This window comes from Streptomyces sp. NPDC020780 (assembly GCF_044334475.1).
Classification (GTDB): domain Bacteria; phylum Actinomycetota; class Actinomycetes; order Streptomycetales; family Streptomycetaceae; genus Streptomyces.
In genome coordinates, this window is record NZ_JBIRTB010000013.1 from 195,141 (window position 1) to 208,282 (window position 13,142).

Sequence of the window (13,142 nt, forward strand, 5' to 3'; positions counted from 1 at the left end):
GGCGTCTCGGTCACTCGCCGCGCAGGGCGCGCAGGACCTCGTCGTCGAAGACGGTCATCTGCCACTCGGCGTCCGGCGACTCCTTGTGGCAGTAGCCGTGGGTGATCGAGCCGGTGGCGGTCCGGACGAGCTCGCCGTTCCGCACGACGTAGAAGTCCACGCGGGAGGTGTAGAGCATGTCCTTGAAGATGGACTCCACGGTGTAGACGGTGTAGAGGTCCTCCTCCATGACCGTCTCGTCCGTGAAGTGGATCTTGCACTGGGTCACGACGGGGATCCAGCCGCGCTCGTCGAGCATCCGCTTGATGCTGATGCCGCGCGAGGCGACGAAGACGTGCTTCGCCTCCTCCATCTGCCGCAGGTAGCCCGACATCTGCATGCGCTCGGTGAAGTGGCAGTAGTAGTACGGGACCCGCCACTTCCAGCCGACCGCGTTGTCGTCACCGATGATCTCGGCGAGCACCGGGTCCGTGTCGCTGTTCTCCCCGCGGTGCAGGGCGCCTGCGAAGTCGTCGGACGGGGTCGCGGCGAGCGCCGTGGGTGTCTCGGTGGCGAGCCGGTCGACGACGAAGCGGCGCAGCTCCGCGGGCAGCGGCTGCGGGTCGTCGACGTTGGTGTCGCGGCGCAGCAGGACCCGCAGCTTGGAGCTGACGGCCTTCTTCGGCGCGCCGTCGCGCTCGACGGTGGCGGTGACCGCGAAGACCATCGCGGTGTCGGTGTCCTTCGTCTTCGGCGTCACTTCCAGCAGGACGTCGTCGTCGAGCATGAGCACCGTGTGCAGCCGGGTGTCCAGGCCGGCCACGTCGAAGTTGACGCCGTGGACGAGGAACAGCTCCTGGGCGCCGAGGCCGACGGCCCGGAAGTGGTCGAGGACGGCGGCCTCGAGCAGGTAGTTGACGCACTTGAACCCGATGGCGGTGTTGATGTTGCCGCCCTCGTAGGGCGGCCGCATGGTGACCGAACTCGGTTCGTTCAGCAGCTTCTTGAGCGCGACGTCGGACAGGGTGGTCATCGTGTGCTCCCGTACTCAGTTGACCGCCGCCGGGGGGTGCCCGGCCGGCAGGGTGGTGAGGAATTGCTGGACAGCGCGTGCGAACCGCTCGGGCCGCTCGGTCATCGGCGAGTGGCCGCAGTCCTCGATCCGTTCGACCGAGGCGTGGCCCAGCGCGCGGGCGAGGGCCTCGCCCTCGGCCGGCGGTGCGACCGTGTCGCCGGTGCCGATGACGATGTGCACGGGCAGGTCGATCCGGCCGGTGGCCAGGAAGGGCGTGCGCAGGTAGGCGTCGAGGTAGCGGACCGCCCAGTAGGGGCCGAGCCGCGCGCAGGCGAGCTCGGCCATGTCGGCCCGCACGTCCGGCTTCAGGCGGTCCCGGGCCGTGAGCCGGATGTACTCGTCGGCGCTGTGGCGCATGGCGTCGAGCGTCCTCGGCAGCTGGCTCCAGGTGAAGTCGGCCGGGTCCTGGCGGAAGAACGGGGAGACGAGCACCACGCCGCTGATGCCGAACCGCTCCCGCGGGTCCACCCCGGCGTCGGCCGTGTCGGACAGCAGGGCGAGCAGCAGGATCGTGGCGTAGGAGTGCGCGATCACCACCCCGGGGCCGCCCGGGACCCGGTCGATCGCCTCCCGGACCCATGCCTTCTCGTCCCGCTCGGTCACCGCGTACGGGCCGCCGGCCCGCCAGGGCAGCCCGGCGGTCCACAGGTCGAGTCCCGGGGGTTGGTGCGCGACGAAGGGGTCCCAGCAGTTCTCGCCGCTGCCGAGGCCGTGCAACAGCAGCGCTCGGTGGTCCGCCTGCGCGGGCACACCTCGCCGTCGGAGCACGAGCGGCTCGACATCGCTGTTTCGGAGCACCGGAAAGCCCTTCGAAGGATGGGGAAGACCACAGGGACAGCGGGGAGGACGGCCCGTACCGACAGCCGGCCGGTGATCGCCCGCGGAAGCCACCGACCTCGTCCGACGGACGGACGGTCCGTTCTCGGCGGTCCGTCCGGGCGTTCCGGAGGAAAGGCGCGCCCGCCTGGGGAAGGCGTACGCGTTCCTGCGCGGAAAGCCGTCTGCCGTGTCGGTTCGACGTCGGTTCGACGTGGTCCGATCGTGCCGGAGGAGCACCGGCGGACGACAGGGCCTTTACAGCAAGCTGCGACTACAAAGACTTCCAAGCGGCGACGGTGTCGTGGGCGCCGTCCGGCGTGCCCGCCGAACGCCGGGCCGCGAGAAGGGCCTTGGGCCAGTTCACCGTCAGCGCGGCGTACAGCCGCGGGCCGCGGTGGTAGGCCACGGCGAATCGCCGGCGCGGCCCGTCCGCGCGCACCACCGTCACCTCCGCACCGGGCTCCGGGCGTCCGAGCAGGGCGATCTTGCCCCCGTACTGGTCGGACCAGACGAAGAACTCGTGCCGGCAGGCCACCGGGACGGGCTCCAGGAGGTTGCGGACGACGACGGCCGCCTGCTCCACCGCGTTGGTCCAGTGCTCGACCCGCAGGTGCCGGCCGAGCAGGGGGTCGCGGCACCGGGCCGCGTCCCCGACCGCGTACACCGTCCGCCCGGCGTCGACGGCGCAGAACTCGTCGCTCAGGATCCCGCCCCCGTCGTCCAGCGGGATACCGGAACCGGCCAGCCAGTCCGTGGCGGGGCGCACGCCGACCCCCACGACGACCGCGTCCGCGTTCAGTACGGTCCCGTCGGTGAGCTCCACCCCGGTGACCTCGGGCCCGCCGGTCAGCGCGGCGACCGAGGTGCCGCACAGCAGCCGTACGCCGTTGTCGGTGTGCAGTCGCGCCAGTTCGGCGGCGACCTCCTCGCCGAGCAGTCCGGACAGCGGGGCGGGCAGGGCCTCGACCATCGTGACGCCGAACCCGCGTGAGCGGGCGGCGGAGGCCACCTCGGCGCCGACGAAGCCGCCGCCGACGACCACCAGGTGCCCGGAGCCACTCATGCCGTCGAAGCGGGCCCGCAGCTCCAGCGAGTCCGCCAGGGTCCGCAGCGGGTAGACCCCGCGGCGCGGCATTCCGGGCAGCGTCCGGGGAACCGCCCCGCACGCCAGGACCAGCTTGTCGTAGGAGAGTTCGGTGCCGTCGTCCAGCCGCAGCACCCGGTTCGCCGGGTCCAGGGAGGTGGCGGCCGCGACGAGCCGCTCCGCCCCCCACTGTGCCGGGTCGCCGAGCGACGCCCGGTCGGGCGTCCACGCGCCGGTGAGGATCTGCTTCGACAGCGGGGGCCGGTCGTACGGCGCGTCCGGGTCCGGGTCGACGAGGACGACCGGACCGGTGTGGCCCGCCTGCCGCAGGCCCTCCGCGACCCGGCTGCCGCCGACGGAGGCGCCGACGATCACTACGCGGCCGGCGCTCACCGGGCGGCCCCGTCCTGGACGAGGCGCGCGGCACCGGCGTCCCCGGGGGCCGCGCCGGCTGCCTGGCCGGCGAGGGCGCGGGGGGTGCGCAGTTCCAGTACGTCCCGCAGTCCGAAGGTCCAGCCCTCCTTGCGGGCCCGCCCGGCGAGGCGGACGGCTCGCAGGCTGTTGCCGCCCCGGGCGAAGAAGTCGTCGTCGAGGTAGACCACCGGCAGGTCGAGGACCTCGGCGAACAGCGCGCACAGCCGGATCTCGCCGGGGCTCTCCGGTGCGGCGCCCGGCACCTCGCCGTCGGCCGGGGGTTCGGGCAGGGCGGCCTGGTCGAGCTTGCCGTTCGAGGTCAGCGGGAGGTCGCCGACCACCATGACCCGGGCGGGCACCATGTAGGCGGGGAGCACCTCGGCGACGGCCGCGCGCAGGCCGGCGGGATCCACGGCCGCCCCGTCCTCCGGTACGGCGTAGCCCGCCAGGTACCGGTCGCCGGCCCGGTCTTCGCGTGCGACCACGGCAGCGAGCCGCACTCCGGGAAGGGAGCCGAGCACCGAGCTGACCTCGCCGAGCTCGATGCGGTAGCCGCTGATCTTCACCTGGTCGTCGGTGCGGCCCAGGTACTCCAGCACCCCGTCGGGGCGCACCCGGGCGATGTCGCCCGTGCGGTACATCCGGCCGCCGCCGAAGGGGTTCGCCACGAACCGCTCAGCGGTCAGGCCGGGCCGGCGCAGGTAACCGCGGGCGACCTGGCCGCCCGCGATGTACAGCTCGCCGGCCGTTCCGCCGCCGACCGCCGCGAGCCGCTCGTCCAGCACGTACAGCTCGGTGCCCGGCGTGGGAACGCCGATGGGGACGGCGCCCGCGGCGGCCTCCTCCCCCGGCTCGATGCGGAACACACAGCATCCGACGGTCGCCTCGGTGGGACCGTACTCGTTGACGACCGCCGCGCCGGGGTGCGCGGTGCGCCACTGGTCGACGACGTCTCCGCGCAGCATCTCGCCGCCCACCACGAGTTCGCGGGTGGGCGACAGCGAGCCCGGCAGCGCGGCCAGCAGCGGCAGGTGCGACGGGGTCGCCTTGACGAAGCCCGGCCTCTCCTCCGGCGGGCCGGCCGCCGGTTCGCGGTCCAGCGCCGCGACCCGCACGCAGCCGCCCAGGAGCAGCGGCCCGTACAGGGCGGTGACCGTGAGGTCGAAGGCCACCGGGGAGTGCAGCAGCGCCCCGTCCGCCAGCCCCGGGTAGTGCGCGCAGGCGAAGTCCAGGTAGCGCGTCAGGGTGTCGTGCTGCACGGTGACGCCCTTGGGGCGGCCGGTCGAGCCGGAGGTGTAGATGACGTACGCCAGGTTGTCCGGGCGCAGTGGCGCCCGGTCGGCCCCGGTGGGGTCGTGGGCCGGAAGCCCGGCGGCTTCCGCGGCGGCGAGGACCCCGGCGACCGTCAGGGTCTCCGGGCCGCCGTCGGCGCCGGCCGGTGCGGCCCGCTCACCCAGCACGAGACCGAGCCCGGTGTCCCGGACGATGAACGCGGTCCGCTCCGCGGGGGAGTCGCTGTCCATCGGGACGTACGCCGCGCCGGCCTTGAGGACACCGAGCAGTGCCACCACCAGCTCGGCCGACCTGGGCAGCTGTACGCCGACGAGGCGCTCGGGGCCGATTCCGCAGGCGATCAGGTGGTGTGCCAGCCGGTTCGCACGGGTGTTGAGCTCCGCGTAGGTCAGCTCCTGCCCGCCGGAGCGGACGGCGGGGGCGTGCGGCGTGCGCGCCGCCTGCTGCTGAAAGAGGTCGGGCAGGAGCGATTCAGCCATCGTGTCTTCCATCTTTCGGAACGGGACGCTTCGTGCTCGCGGGTGCGCGCTTCACGCGCGCCCGGCGGCCAGCTGACGGATCGTCGGGGACATGTACAGGTCCCGCATGGGGACCGCGGCGGCCCCGCGCCGGCGCAACGCCGCGCCGACGCGCATGGCCAGCAGCGAGTTGCCGCCCAGGTCGAAGAAGTTGTCGTCGGGTCCGACCGCGACGCCGAGCACCTCCTGCCACACCTCCAGCAGGGTCGAGGTGAACTCGTCGTGCGGGGCGGCCGGCTCCGGGCCTTCCTCCGCAGTGGCGGCGGCCGGCACCGGAGCGGGCGCCGCCGCCGGGACGGGAGCGGGCCGGGGGAGCTTGCGCGCGTCGAGCTTGCCGTTCGGTGTGAGCGGCATCCTGTCGAGCGCGGTGACGGTCGAGGGGACCATGTAAGCGGGGAGGTACCGGGCGGCCCGCTGCCGTACCCCGGCGGTGTCGCCGTCACCCGCCGTCACCACATAGGCGTCGAGCTGGGCGGTCGCCGGGTCGTCCGGGTCGGTGCGGTTGAGGACGACGGCGGCGGCGCCGACCTGCGGGTCGTCCAGCAGGACGGCCCGGATCTCGTCGAGCTCGATGCGGAAGCCGCGCAGCTTGACCTGGTTGTCCAGCCGGCCGAGGTGCTCCAGCCGGCCGTCGGGCAGCAGCCTGCCCTTGTCGCCGCTGCGGTACATCCGCTCCCCGGTGAGGGGGTCGGTGAGGAAGCGCAGTGCGTCGAGGTCGGGCTTGTTGAGGTAGTGCGCCGCGACGCCGGCCCCGCCGACGTAGATCTCGCCGGCGACACCGACGGGCAGCGGCCTGCCCTCCGGGTCGGCGACCCGGACCCACCAGCCGGGCAGGGCGTGCCCGACGGACTTCGATCCGGTGAGCGCCTCGTACCGGGTGACGGTCTGCGCGGTCACGTGCACGGTCGTCTCGGTGATGCCGTACATGTTGACGACACGGCACTCGGACTCGGGGTGCCGGTCGAACCACGGCAGGAGCATGCGGGGTTCGAGCCCTTCCCCGCCGAAGACCACCAGCCGCACGGGGGCGGGTCCGGCGCCGTCGCGTTCCACGTCCATCAGATGGGCGAAGGCGGAGGGGGTCTGGCTGAGCACGGAGACCCGTTCCTGGACGAGCAGCCGGTGGAACTCCTCCGGGGAACGCGACACCCAGTAGGGCACGACGACCAGGCGGCCACCGGTGAGCAGGCAGCCCCAGATCTCCCAGACGGAGAAGTCGAAGGCGCTGGAGTGGAACAGCGTCCAGACGTCGTCGGAGCCGAGTGCGAAGTCCTCCAGGGTGGCGGCCATCAGGCTCAGCACGTTCACGTGCGGGATGACGACGCCCTTGGGGCGGCCGGTCGACCCGGAGGTGTAGATGACGTACGCGGGGTCGTGCGGCCCGGTCGCCGAGGCCGGCGGGCCGTCGACCGTCCCCGGGGTCAGTTCGGCCAGCTCCGCCGTACCGATGACGCGGACGGCCTCGCCGCCGGGGAAGTCGGCGCGGTCCGTGACGACGACGGCGAGTTCCGCGTCCGCGGTCGTGTAGGCGAGCCGCTCCTGCGGGTAGGCCGGATCCATGGGTACGTAGGTGGCACCGGCCTTGAGCACGGCGAGCAGCGTGACGACGAGTTCGGCTGACCGGTCCAGGCAGACTCCGACCCGGTCGTGGTCGCCGACTCCGAGCCCGCGCAGCGCGTGGGCGAGCCGGTCGGCGCGGCCGTCGAGCTCGCGGTAGCTGAGCCGGGTGGACTCGAAGGACACGGCGACGGCGTCCGGGCGGGACGCCGCGATGGCGGCCACGGCCACGTCGATCCGCTCCGGCTCGAACCACGGCAGGGGGGCGGGCCGGCCGAGTTCCGCCGTGGCGGCCAGCTCGGCCTCGTCCAGCAGGGCGACCTCGGCGACCGGGGTGCCGGGCGACTCGCAGAGCGCCCTGTGGACCCGCGCCACGTGTCCGAGGAGCCGGTCCGCGATGTCGGAGTGCAGCAGCCGCGAGGAGTGGTCGCAGCGCAGCAGCAGGCCACCGGCGCTGTCGCGGACCACGGAGACGGTCACCGGGAACGGGGCGCACTGGAACGGCAGGTAGGCGTCCGTGCCGGGGGCGTCCGCCGGGCCGTGGCCGACGGCGACGATCCCCACGGCGGGGAACGCCTCGAAGTCCCCGTTGACGGAGACGAGTGCGCGCCGGAGGTCCTCGGTGTACCAGGCGGGGCCGGCGGCGAGGGCGGTACGCACCCCCTTGTGCACCGTGCCGAGCGTGTACGCCGGGCCGGCCTCGACGGGTATCAGCGCGACGCCCTCGACGGCCCGCGGGCCGGCGGTGTCGGTGACCAGCGCCGGGACGAGCGGCCGGACGCGTCCTTCGTAGCGTGCGAGGACGAGACCGAGGGCGGCGGCCCAGCTCTCCGTGTCGCCGGCGGGGTGGCCGGCGGGCAGCGGCAGCGTACGGGTCTCCTGGACGTCGAGGCCGTGCGGCCGGCCCAGCCCCCAGTCCGGCCGGTCGCCGAACTCGCGGTCGGCGAGTCCGGCGGCCTGCGCGGCGGTGTCCGGGGCGGGGACGGCGACCGCGGGGGCGGCGTCCGGCGCGGCGGGCGCGCGGTCCAGCACCTCGTCGGCGAACCGGCGCAGGGCGACGGTGCCGAGAGCCGCCCGGTGGGCGACCACGACCAGGTCGGCGGCGCCGTCGGTGTAGGTCAGCAGCACCCCGCGCACCACCGGGTCCCGGTGGGCGACCAGCGGCCGGTCGAGCTCCCGTGTACGCCACCGCGCGGCGTCGGCCGCGTCGGAGCGGCACGGCACCGCCTGCGGCCACAGCGTCGCGGCTCCGGGGAAGAGGCGTGCCACCGGGTCGTCGGCCACCAGCTCCGCCGCGCACGCGGAGAACCGGTTCGCCAGCTCGTCCCGCGCGTGCGCGCGCAGCGGCCCGGTGATCCGTGCGCTCAGCGCGTGGCACACCGCGCCGGGCGCTTCCCGGCCGCTCTCCCTCGCCCGGTCCCGGGAGGGGACGACGGTACGCCGGGCCGGGGTGAGGGCTGCGACGGCGTCCTGTTCAGAGATCGACACGACTGGTTCCCTTGACGTGGTTGCGGTGCTTCACCGGGCGGTGAAGCCACCGTCGACGGTGAGCACGGAGCCGGTCACCTGCGCGGACTCGTCGGAGGCCAGCCAGAGGGCCGCCCCGGCTACGTCCTCCGGCTCGATCAGCGCGTTCATGGGCTGCGACTGGACGAAGGTCTCCTCGCTCTCGGAGACCGGGAGATCGAGTGCCCTGGCGATCTCCCCGAGCATCCGCCCCTCGGCGCGGCTGTCGTCCCGGATCGATCCGGGGCACAGGGCGTTGACCCGCACCTTCAGGGGCGCGTAGTCGAGGGCGGTCGCCTTCGTCAGGCCGATGAGCCCGTGCTTGGACGCGGCGTACCCGGCGAAGTTCCGGTAGCCGACGAGGCCGGCGGTGGAGGCCACGTTGACGATGCTGCCGGACCGCTGGGCGAGCAGCAGGGGGCCGACGAGCGAGGTCATCCGCCAGGCACCGGACAGGTTGACGTCGAGCATCACCTGCCACTCCTCCTCGCCGACCTCGTGGGCCGGCTTCCCCGACGGCGCGACGATGCCCGCGTTGTTGAGGAGGACGTCCACGCGGCCGAACCTCTCGCAGGTCCGGTCGACGGCCGTCCGCAGGGCGGCACGGTCGCGGATGTCGGCCTGCGCGGTGAGGACGGCCGCCCCCTCCCGGCGGCACAGCTCGGCCGTGTGCGCGAGCTGGCTGGCCGTGCCGAGCGGGTAGGGCACGCCCTCGATGTCGCCGCACACGTCGAGCAGCGCCAGATCGGCGCCCTCCCGGCCGAACGCCAGCGCACAGGCACGGCCGACACCGCGTGCGGCTCCCGTCACGATGACGGTCTTTCCTTGCAGGCGCACCAAGTCTCCTTAACGTTGGGGGCGGTCGGTGGACTCGCCCGCCGCACTCATCCGGGGATGACGTCCGCGAGCACCCGGATCAGGGCCTCGGTGTTGTCGACCAGGTACATGTGGCCGCCCTCGACCTCCACGAGGTCGAACGCCTTGTCCGTGGCCTTGCTCCACTCCAGGGCCTGCTCGGGGCTCACGAGTGTGTCGGTGGTGCCGCGTACCGAGGTGATCGGTACGGGCAGCGGGGTGTCCGACAGGGCGAGGTAGCTCTCGTGCATCTCGACGTCGGCCCGCAGCGAGGGGAGCAGCAGCTCGCGCATCTCCGGGTCCTCGAGCGCTTCGTGCCGGTAGCCGGCGAACTCCCGCACCCTTTCGAGGAACTGGTCGTCGTCCAGGCCGCTCGCGCCGTTCTCCCGGCGGGTCCACGGGCCGGGGGAGCCGCTGACCACGAGCGCGGCCAGGTCGACCCCGTCGGTGGCGGCCAGCCGGTGCGCGATCTCGTAGGCGAGGACCGCGCCGAGACTGTGGCCGAAGAGGACGACCGGTCCGGCGCCGGCCACCCGCTCCAGCACCTCGGGCATCAGTCCTTCGACGGCGACCGCCACGTCCTGGTAGGGCTCCTCCGCGAAGCGCTGCTCGCGGCCCGGCAGCTGTACGGCCGCCAGGTCGAAGCGGCCCTCGCAGAGCGGGGTCCACGGGCGGAAGACCGAGGCACCGGCACCGGCGAACGGCACACAGAGAACCAACGCTTTTGCCATCTCACATCACTCTTTTCGGGAACAGGAAGGGCGGGCGCCGTTCGGGCGTCACGTACGGTCGGCGCGGGCGGGGCGGGCCAGTTTCTTGGCCAGGACCGCTCCGATCCCGGCGAGCGGCTGAGGCCGCATGAGGTCGTTGTGCGCGGCGGCGACGGCGTGGATCTCCAGGTCGCCGTCGAGGTGGCGCAGCCAGTCGGCCGGCTCACCCGCCGGATCGACGGTGGCGGCGAACATCACCGCGTCCGCCCGGCAGCGGCCGGTGACGGAGGCGGCCTCGACCCGGAAGCTGTTGGCCATGACCCGCTGCAGGCGCCGCAGCTGATCCTCGGTGAGGCCGGCGAGCTCCTTGCCGGACTCGCGCATCGCGGCCATGACCCGGCCGAACTCCACGGGTCCGCCGAGGTCGGCCTCCTCCATACCGATCGCGGCCAGGATCCCCTGGAGGAAGTCCTGTTCGCCGAAGGACGCCGCCGGCTCCGGTTCCGTACGCGGGTAGGCGTCCAGCAGGGCGAGCAGTTCGACCTCCTGGCCGTCCGACTCCAGGAGTCCGGCCATCGCGTGCGCGATCCGGCCGCCGAGCGACCAGCCGAGCAGGCGGTAGGGCCCGTCGGCCTGCACGGTGCGGATACGGGCCACGTAGTCGGCGGCCATCTCCTCGACGGTCGCGGGCAGCGGCTCGTCGTCGCCGAGGCCGGCGGACTGGAGTCCGTAGAGCCCGACGTCGGCGGGGAGGTGCTCGGCGAGCCCGGCGTAGGGCCAGCTGAGCCCGCCGAGCGGGTGGACGCAGAAGACGGGGGCCCCGGTGCCGCTGGAGCGCAGCGGCAGCAGCCGGCTGAGCGGTCCTGCCCCGTCCGCCTCGGTGAGACGGACGGCCAGGGCCGCGACCGTGGGGGCCTCGAAGATCGCCACCACCGACATCTCCGCACCCAGCCGGTCACGGACCATGCTGATCAGCCGGGTGGCGAGCAGCGAGTGGCCGCCGAGCTCGAAGAAGTTGTCGTCGATGCTCACGGTGGTGTGGCCGAGCAGCTCCGCGAAGATCTCGCAGAGCACCGTCTCGGTCGTGTCGCGGGGGGCGCGACCGGGCTCCTGCTCCAGCAGTTCAGGCTCGGGCAGCGCCTTCTTGTCGACCTTTCCGTTGGGCGTGACCGGGACGGCGTCGATGGCCGTGTAGTGCAGGGGCACCATGTGGCCGGGCAGCAGGCCGGTGAGGTGGTCGCGCAGGGCGGCCGCGTCCGGGAGCTCCTCCGGCCCGGCCGGAGTGACGTACGCGGCGAGCGCGACCCCGGAGGGCGAGCTGCGGACGGTGACGACCGCGCTGCCCACCAGCGGGTGCTGGGCGAGGGCGTGCTCGATCTCGCCCAGCTCGACGCGCTGGCCGCGGATCTTGACCTGGTCGTCGGTACGGCCGAGGAACTCCAGCACGCCGTGCGCGTTGATCCTGGCCAGGTCGCCGGTGCGGTAGAGCCGGGATCCGGGCGGACCGTAGGGGTCGGCCACGAACCGCTCGGAGGTCAGCGCCGCACGGCCGAGGTAGCCGTGCGCCAGCTGGACCCCGCCCAGGTACAGCTCGCCGCTGCTGCCCACCGGAGCCGGCGCGAGCGCGGGGTCCAGTACGTACGTCCGGGTGTTCCAGACGGGCCTGCCGATCGGGACCACCGCGGCGGCGGAGTCCTCGGCGCAGTCCCAGGCGGTCACGTCCACCGACGCCTCGGTCGGCCCGTAGAGGTTGTGCAGACCGGCCGGCAGCAGCGCGCGGAAACGCCCGCGCAGTCCGGTGGGCAGTGCCTCGCCGCTGCACAGCACCCGGCGCAGGCCGGTGCAGTGAGCGGCCTGCGGTTCGGTGAGGAACACCTCCAGCATGGACGGCACGAAGTGCGCGGTCGTCACGCCCGCGTCCTGGATCAGGCGCGCCAGGTAGGCCGGGTCGCGGTGCCCGCCGGGCTTCGCGACGACCTGGACGGCGCCGGTCACCAGGGGCCAGAAGAACTCCCACACGGATACGTCGAACCCGGACGGGGTCTTCTGCAGGACCCGGTCGTCCGGGCCGATCCGGTAGGTGTCCTGCATCCACAGCAGGCGGTTGACGATGCCCCGGTGCGGTACGACGACGCCCTTCGGCACGCCCGTCGAGCCGGAGGTGTAGATGACGTACGCCGGGGAGTCCGGCAGGGGGCCCGGCAGCTCGGCGGCGCCGCTCAGGGCCGCCGCCTCCGCGCGCGTGCCCGGGTCGTCGAGCACGACGAGCTTCCCGGCGCTCTGCTCGGGGAGAGCGCCCCGCGCCCCGCTCGTGGTGACCACGACGGCCGGAGCCGCGTCGGCCAGCATGTGGGCGACCCGCTCGGCCGGATAGTCCAGCTCGATCGGCAGGTAGGCCGCACCCGCCCTGATCGCGGCCAGGAGGGCGACGGTCAGGTCGGCGGAGCGGGGGACGGCCACGGCTACGGTGTCACCGCGGCGTATTCCGCGGGCCACCAGGAGTGCGGCCAGTGCGGCGGAGCGCTCGTCCAGCTCCGTGTAGCTGAGCCGGACGTCACCGGCCACCACCGCGAGGGCGTCCGGGGTCCGGGCGACCTGGGCCGCGAACAGCCCCGGGATCGTCTCCGGCTCCGGACCGCCGGCCGTCGCCGCGGGCAGGTCCAGGACCCGCGCGGTGTCGTTCCACCCGGTCAGCAGCTGGTCCCGCTCGCCCTGTTCGAGGATGTCGATGCGGCTGAGCGGCGTCGCGGGTTCGGCGGCGCCGGCCGTGAGGAGGCGGACGAGCCGCTCCGCGATGCGCTGGACCGTGCTCTCGTCGAACAGGTCCGCGCTGAAGTCCACGGTGACCTCGATGCCGGCCGGGGCGCCGTCCAGGTCGGTGCGCTCGACGAAGTTGAAGCCGAGGTCGAACTTGGCCGCACCCCCCTCACCGTCCACAGGAGTGGCCACCAGACCCGGCAGATCCAACGACGCCACCGCGTTGTTCTGCAACACGATCATCACCTGGAACAACGGATGCCGTGCCAACGACCGCGACGGCTGCAACGCATGCACCAACTGCTCGAACGGCACATCCTGATGCGCATACGCCGCCAGATCCGTCACCCGGACCCGCTCCACCAACTCCCCGAACCCCGGATCCCCCGACACATCCGCACGCAACACCAACGTATTGACGAAGAACCCCACCAACTCGTCCAACGCCGCATCCGTACGACCAGCAATCGCCGTACCCAAAGGAATATCCGCACCACCCCCCAACCGCGACAACAACCCCGACACACCAGCCTGCAACACCATGAACAAACTCGAACGCGACGACCGCGCCAACC

At 73.3% G+C, this 13,142-nt stretch carries 8 protein-coding genes; all 8 read right to left on the reverse strand.

Annotated elements, in window-relative coordinates:
- Positions 1-10: 10 nt before the first annotated feature.
- The 8 genes from ACH4VO_RS24735 to ACH4VO_RS24770 all read right to left on the reverse strand — a co-directional run bounded on the left by ACH4VO_RS24735 (position 11) and on the right by ACH4VO_RS24770 (position 13,140).
- Positions 11-1,012 carry a hypothetical protein gene (locus ACH4VO_RS24735; protein ID WP_360991434.1) on the reverse strand — a complete coding sequence of 334 codons (1,002 nt, stop codon included), beginning with the start codon at positions 1,010-1,012 and terminating at the stop codon, positions 11-13.
- Between the two features lie 15 nt (positions 1,013-1,027).
- Positions 1,028-1,852, reverse strand: coding sequence for an alpha/beta hydrolase (locus tag ACH4VO_RS24740; protein WP_360991437.1), 825 nt, complete (start codon positions 1,850-1,852; stop codon positions 1,028-1,030).
- A 292-nt stretch (positions 1,853-2,144) separates the two neighbouring features.
- Entirely contained in the window at positions 2,145-3,350 is a 1,206-nt protein-coding gene (locus ACH4VO_RS24745; RefSeq protein ID WP_360991440.1) for an FAD/NAD(P)-binding oxidoreductase, read from the reverse strand.
- Complete coding sequence (locus ACH4VO_RS24750; protein WP_360991443.1) at positions 3,347-5,143, reverse strand: non-ribosomal peptide synthetase; 1,797 nt, start codon at positions 5,141-5,143, stop codon at positions 3,347-3,349. Before ACH4VO_RS24750 ends, ACH4VO_RS24745 begins: the two co-directional genes overlap by 4 nt.
- A 51-nt stretch (positions 5,144-5,194) precedes the next feature.
- Positions 5,195-8,227, reverse strand: coding sequence for an amino acid adenylation domain-containing protein (locus ACH4VO_RS24755; protein ID WP_360991446.1), 3,033 nt, complete (start codon positions 8,225-8,227; stop codon positions 5,195-5,197).
- A 30-nt stretch (positions 8,228-8,257) separates the two neighbouring features.
- The gene (locus tag ACH4VO_RS24760) at positions 8,258-9,082 is read right to left on the reverse strand and encodes an SDR family oxidoreductase (protein ID WP_360991449.1); all 825 of its coding nucleotides are present in this window, start codon (positions 9,080-9,082) and stop codon (positions 8,258-8,260) included.
- Positions 9,083-9,129: 47 nt separating this feature from the next.
- Positions 9,130-9,831, reverse strand: a complete 702-nt coding sequence (locus tag ACH4VO_RS24765; protein ID WP_360991452.1) for an alpha/beta fold hydrolase — start codon at positions 9,829-9,831, stop codon at positions 9,130-9,132.
- Positions 9,832-9,879: 48 nt separating this feature from the next.
- Complete coding sequence (locus ACH4VO_RS24770) at positions 9,880-13,140, reverse strand: amino acid adenylation domain-containing protein (protein ID WP_398441383.1); 3,261 nt, start codon at positions 13,138-13,140, stop codon at positions 9,880-9,882.
- Between the last annotated feature and the right edge of the window lie 2 nt (positions 13,141-13,142).

What these genes read in the sequence shown, in the direction of transcription:
- ACH4VO_RS24735 (WP_360991434.1), bottom strand. Translation starts at nt 1,012, where the DNA reads ATGACCACCCTGTCCGACGTCGCGCTCAAGAAGCTGCTGAACGAACCG.
- ACH4VO_RS24765 (WP_360991452.1), bottom strand. Translation starts at nt 9,831, where the DNA reads ATGGCAAAAGCGTTGGTTCTCTGTGTGCCGTTCGCCGGTGCCGGTGCC.
- ACH4VO_RS24750 (WP_360991443.1), bottom strand. Translation starts at nt 5,143, where the DNA reads ATGGCTGAATCGCTCCTGCCCGACCTCTTTCAGCAGCAGGCGGCGCGC.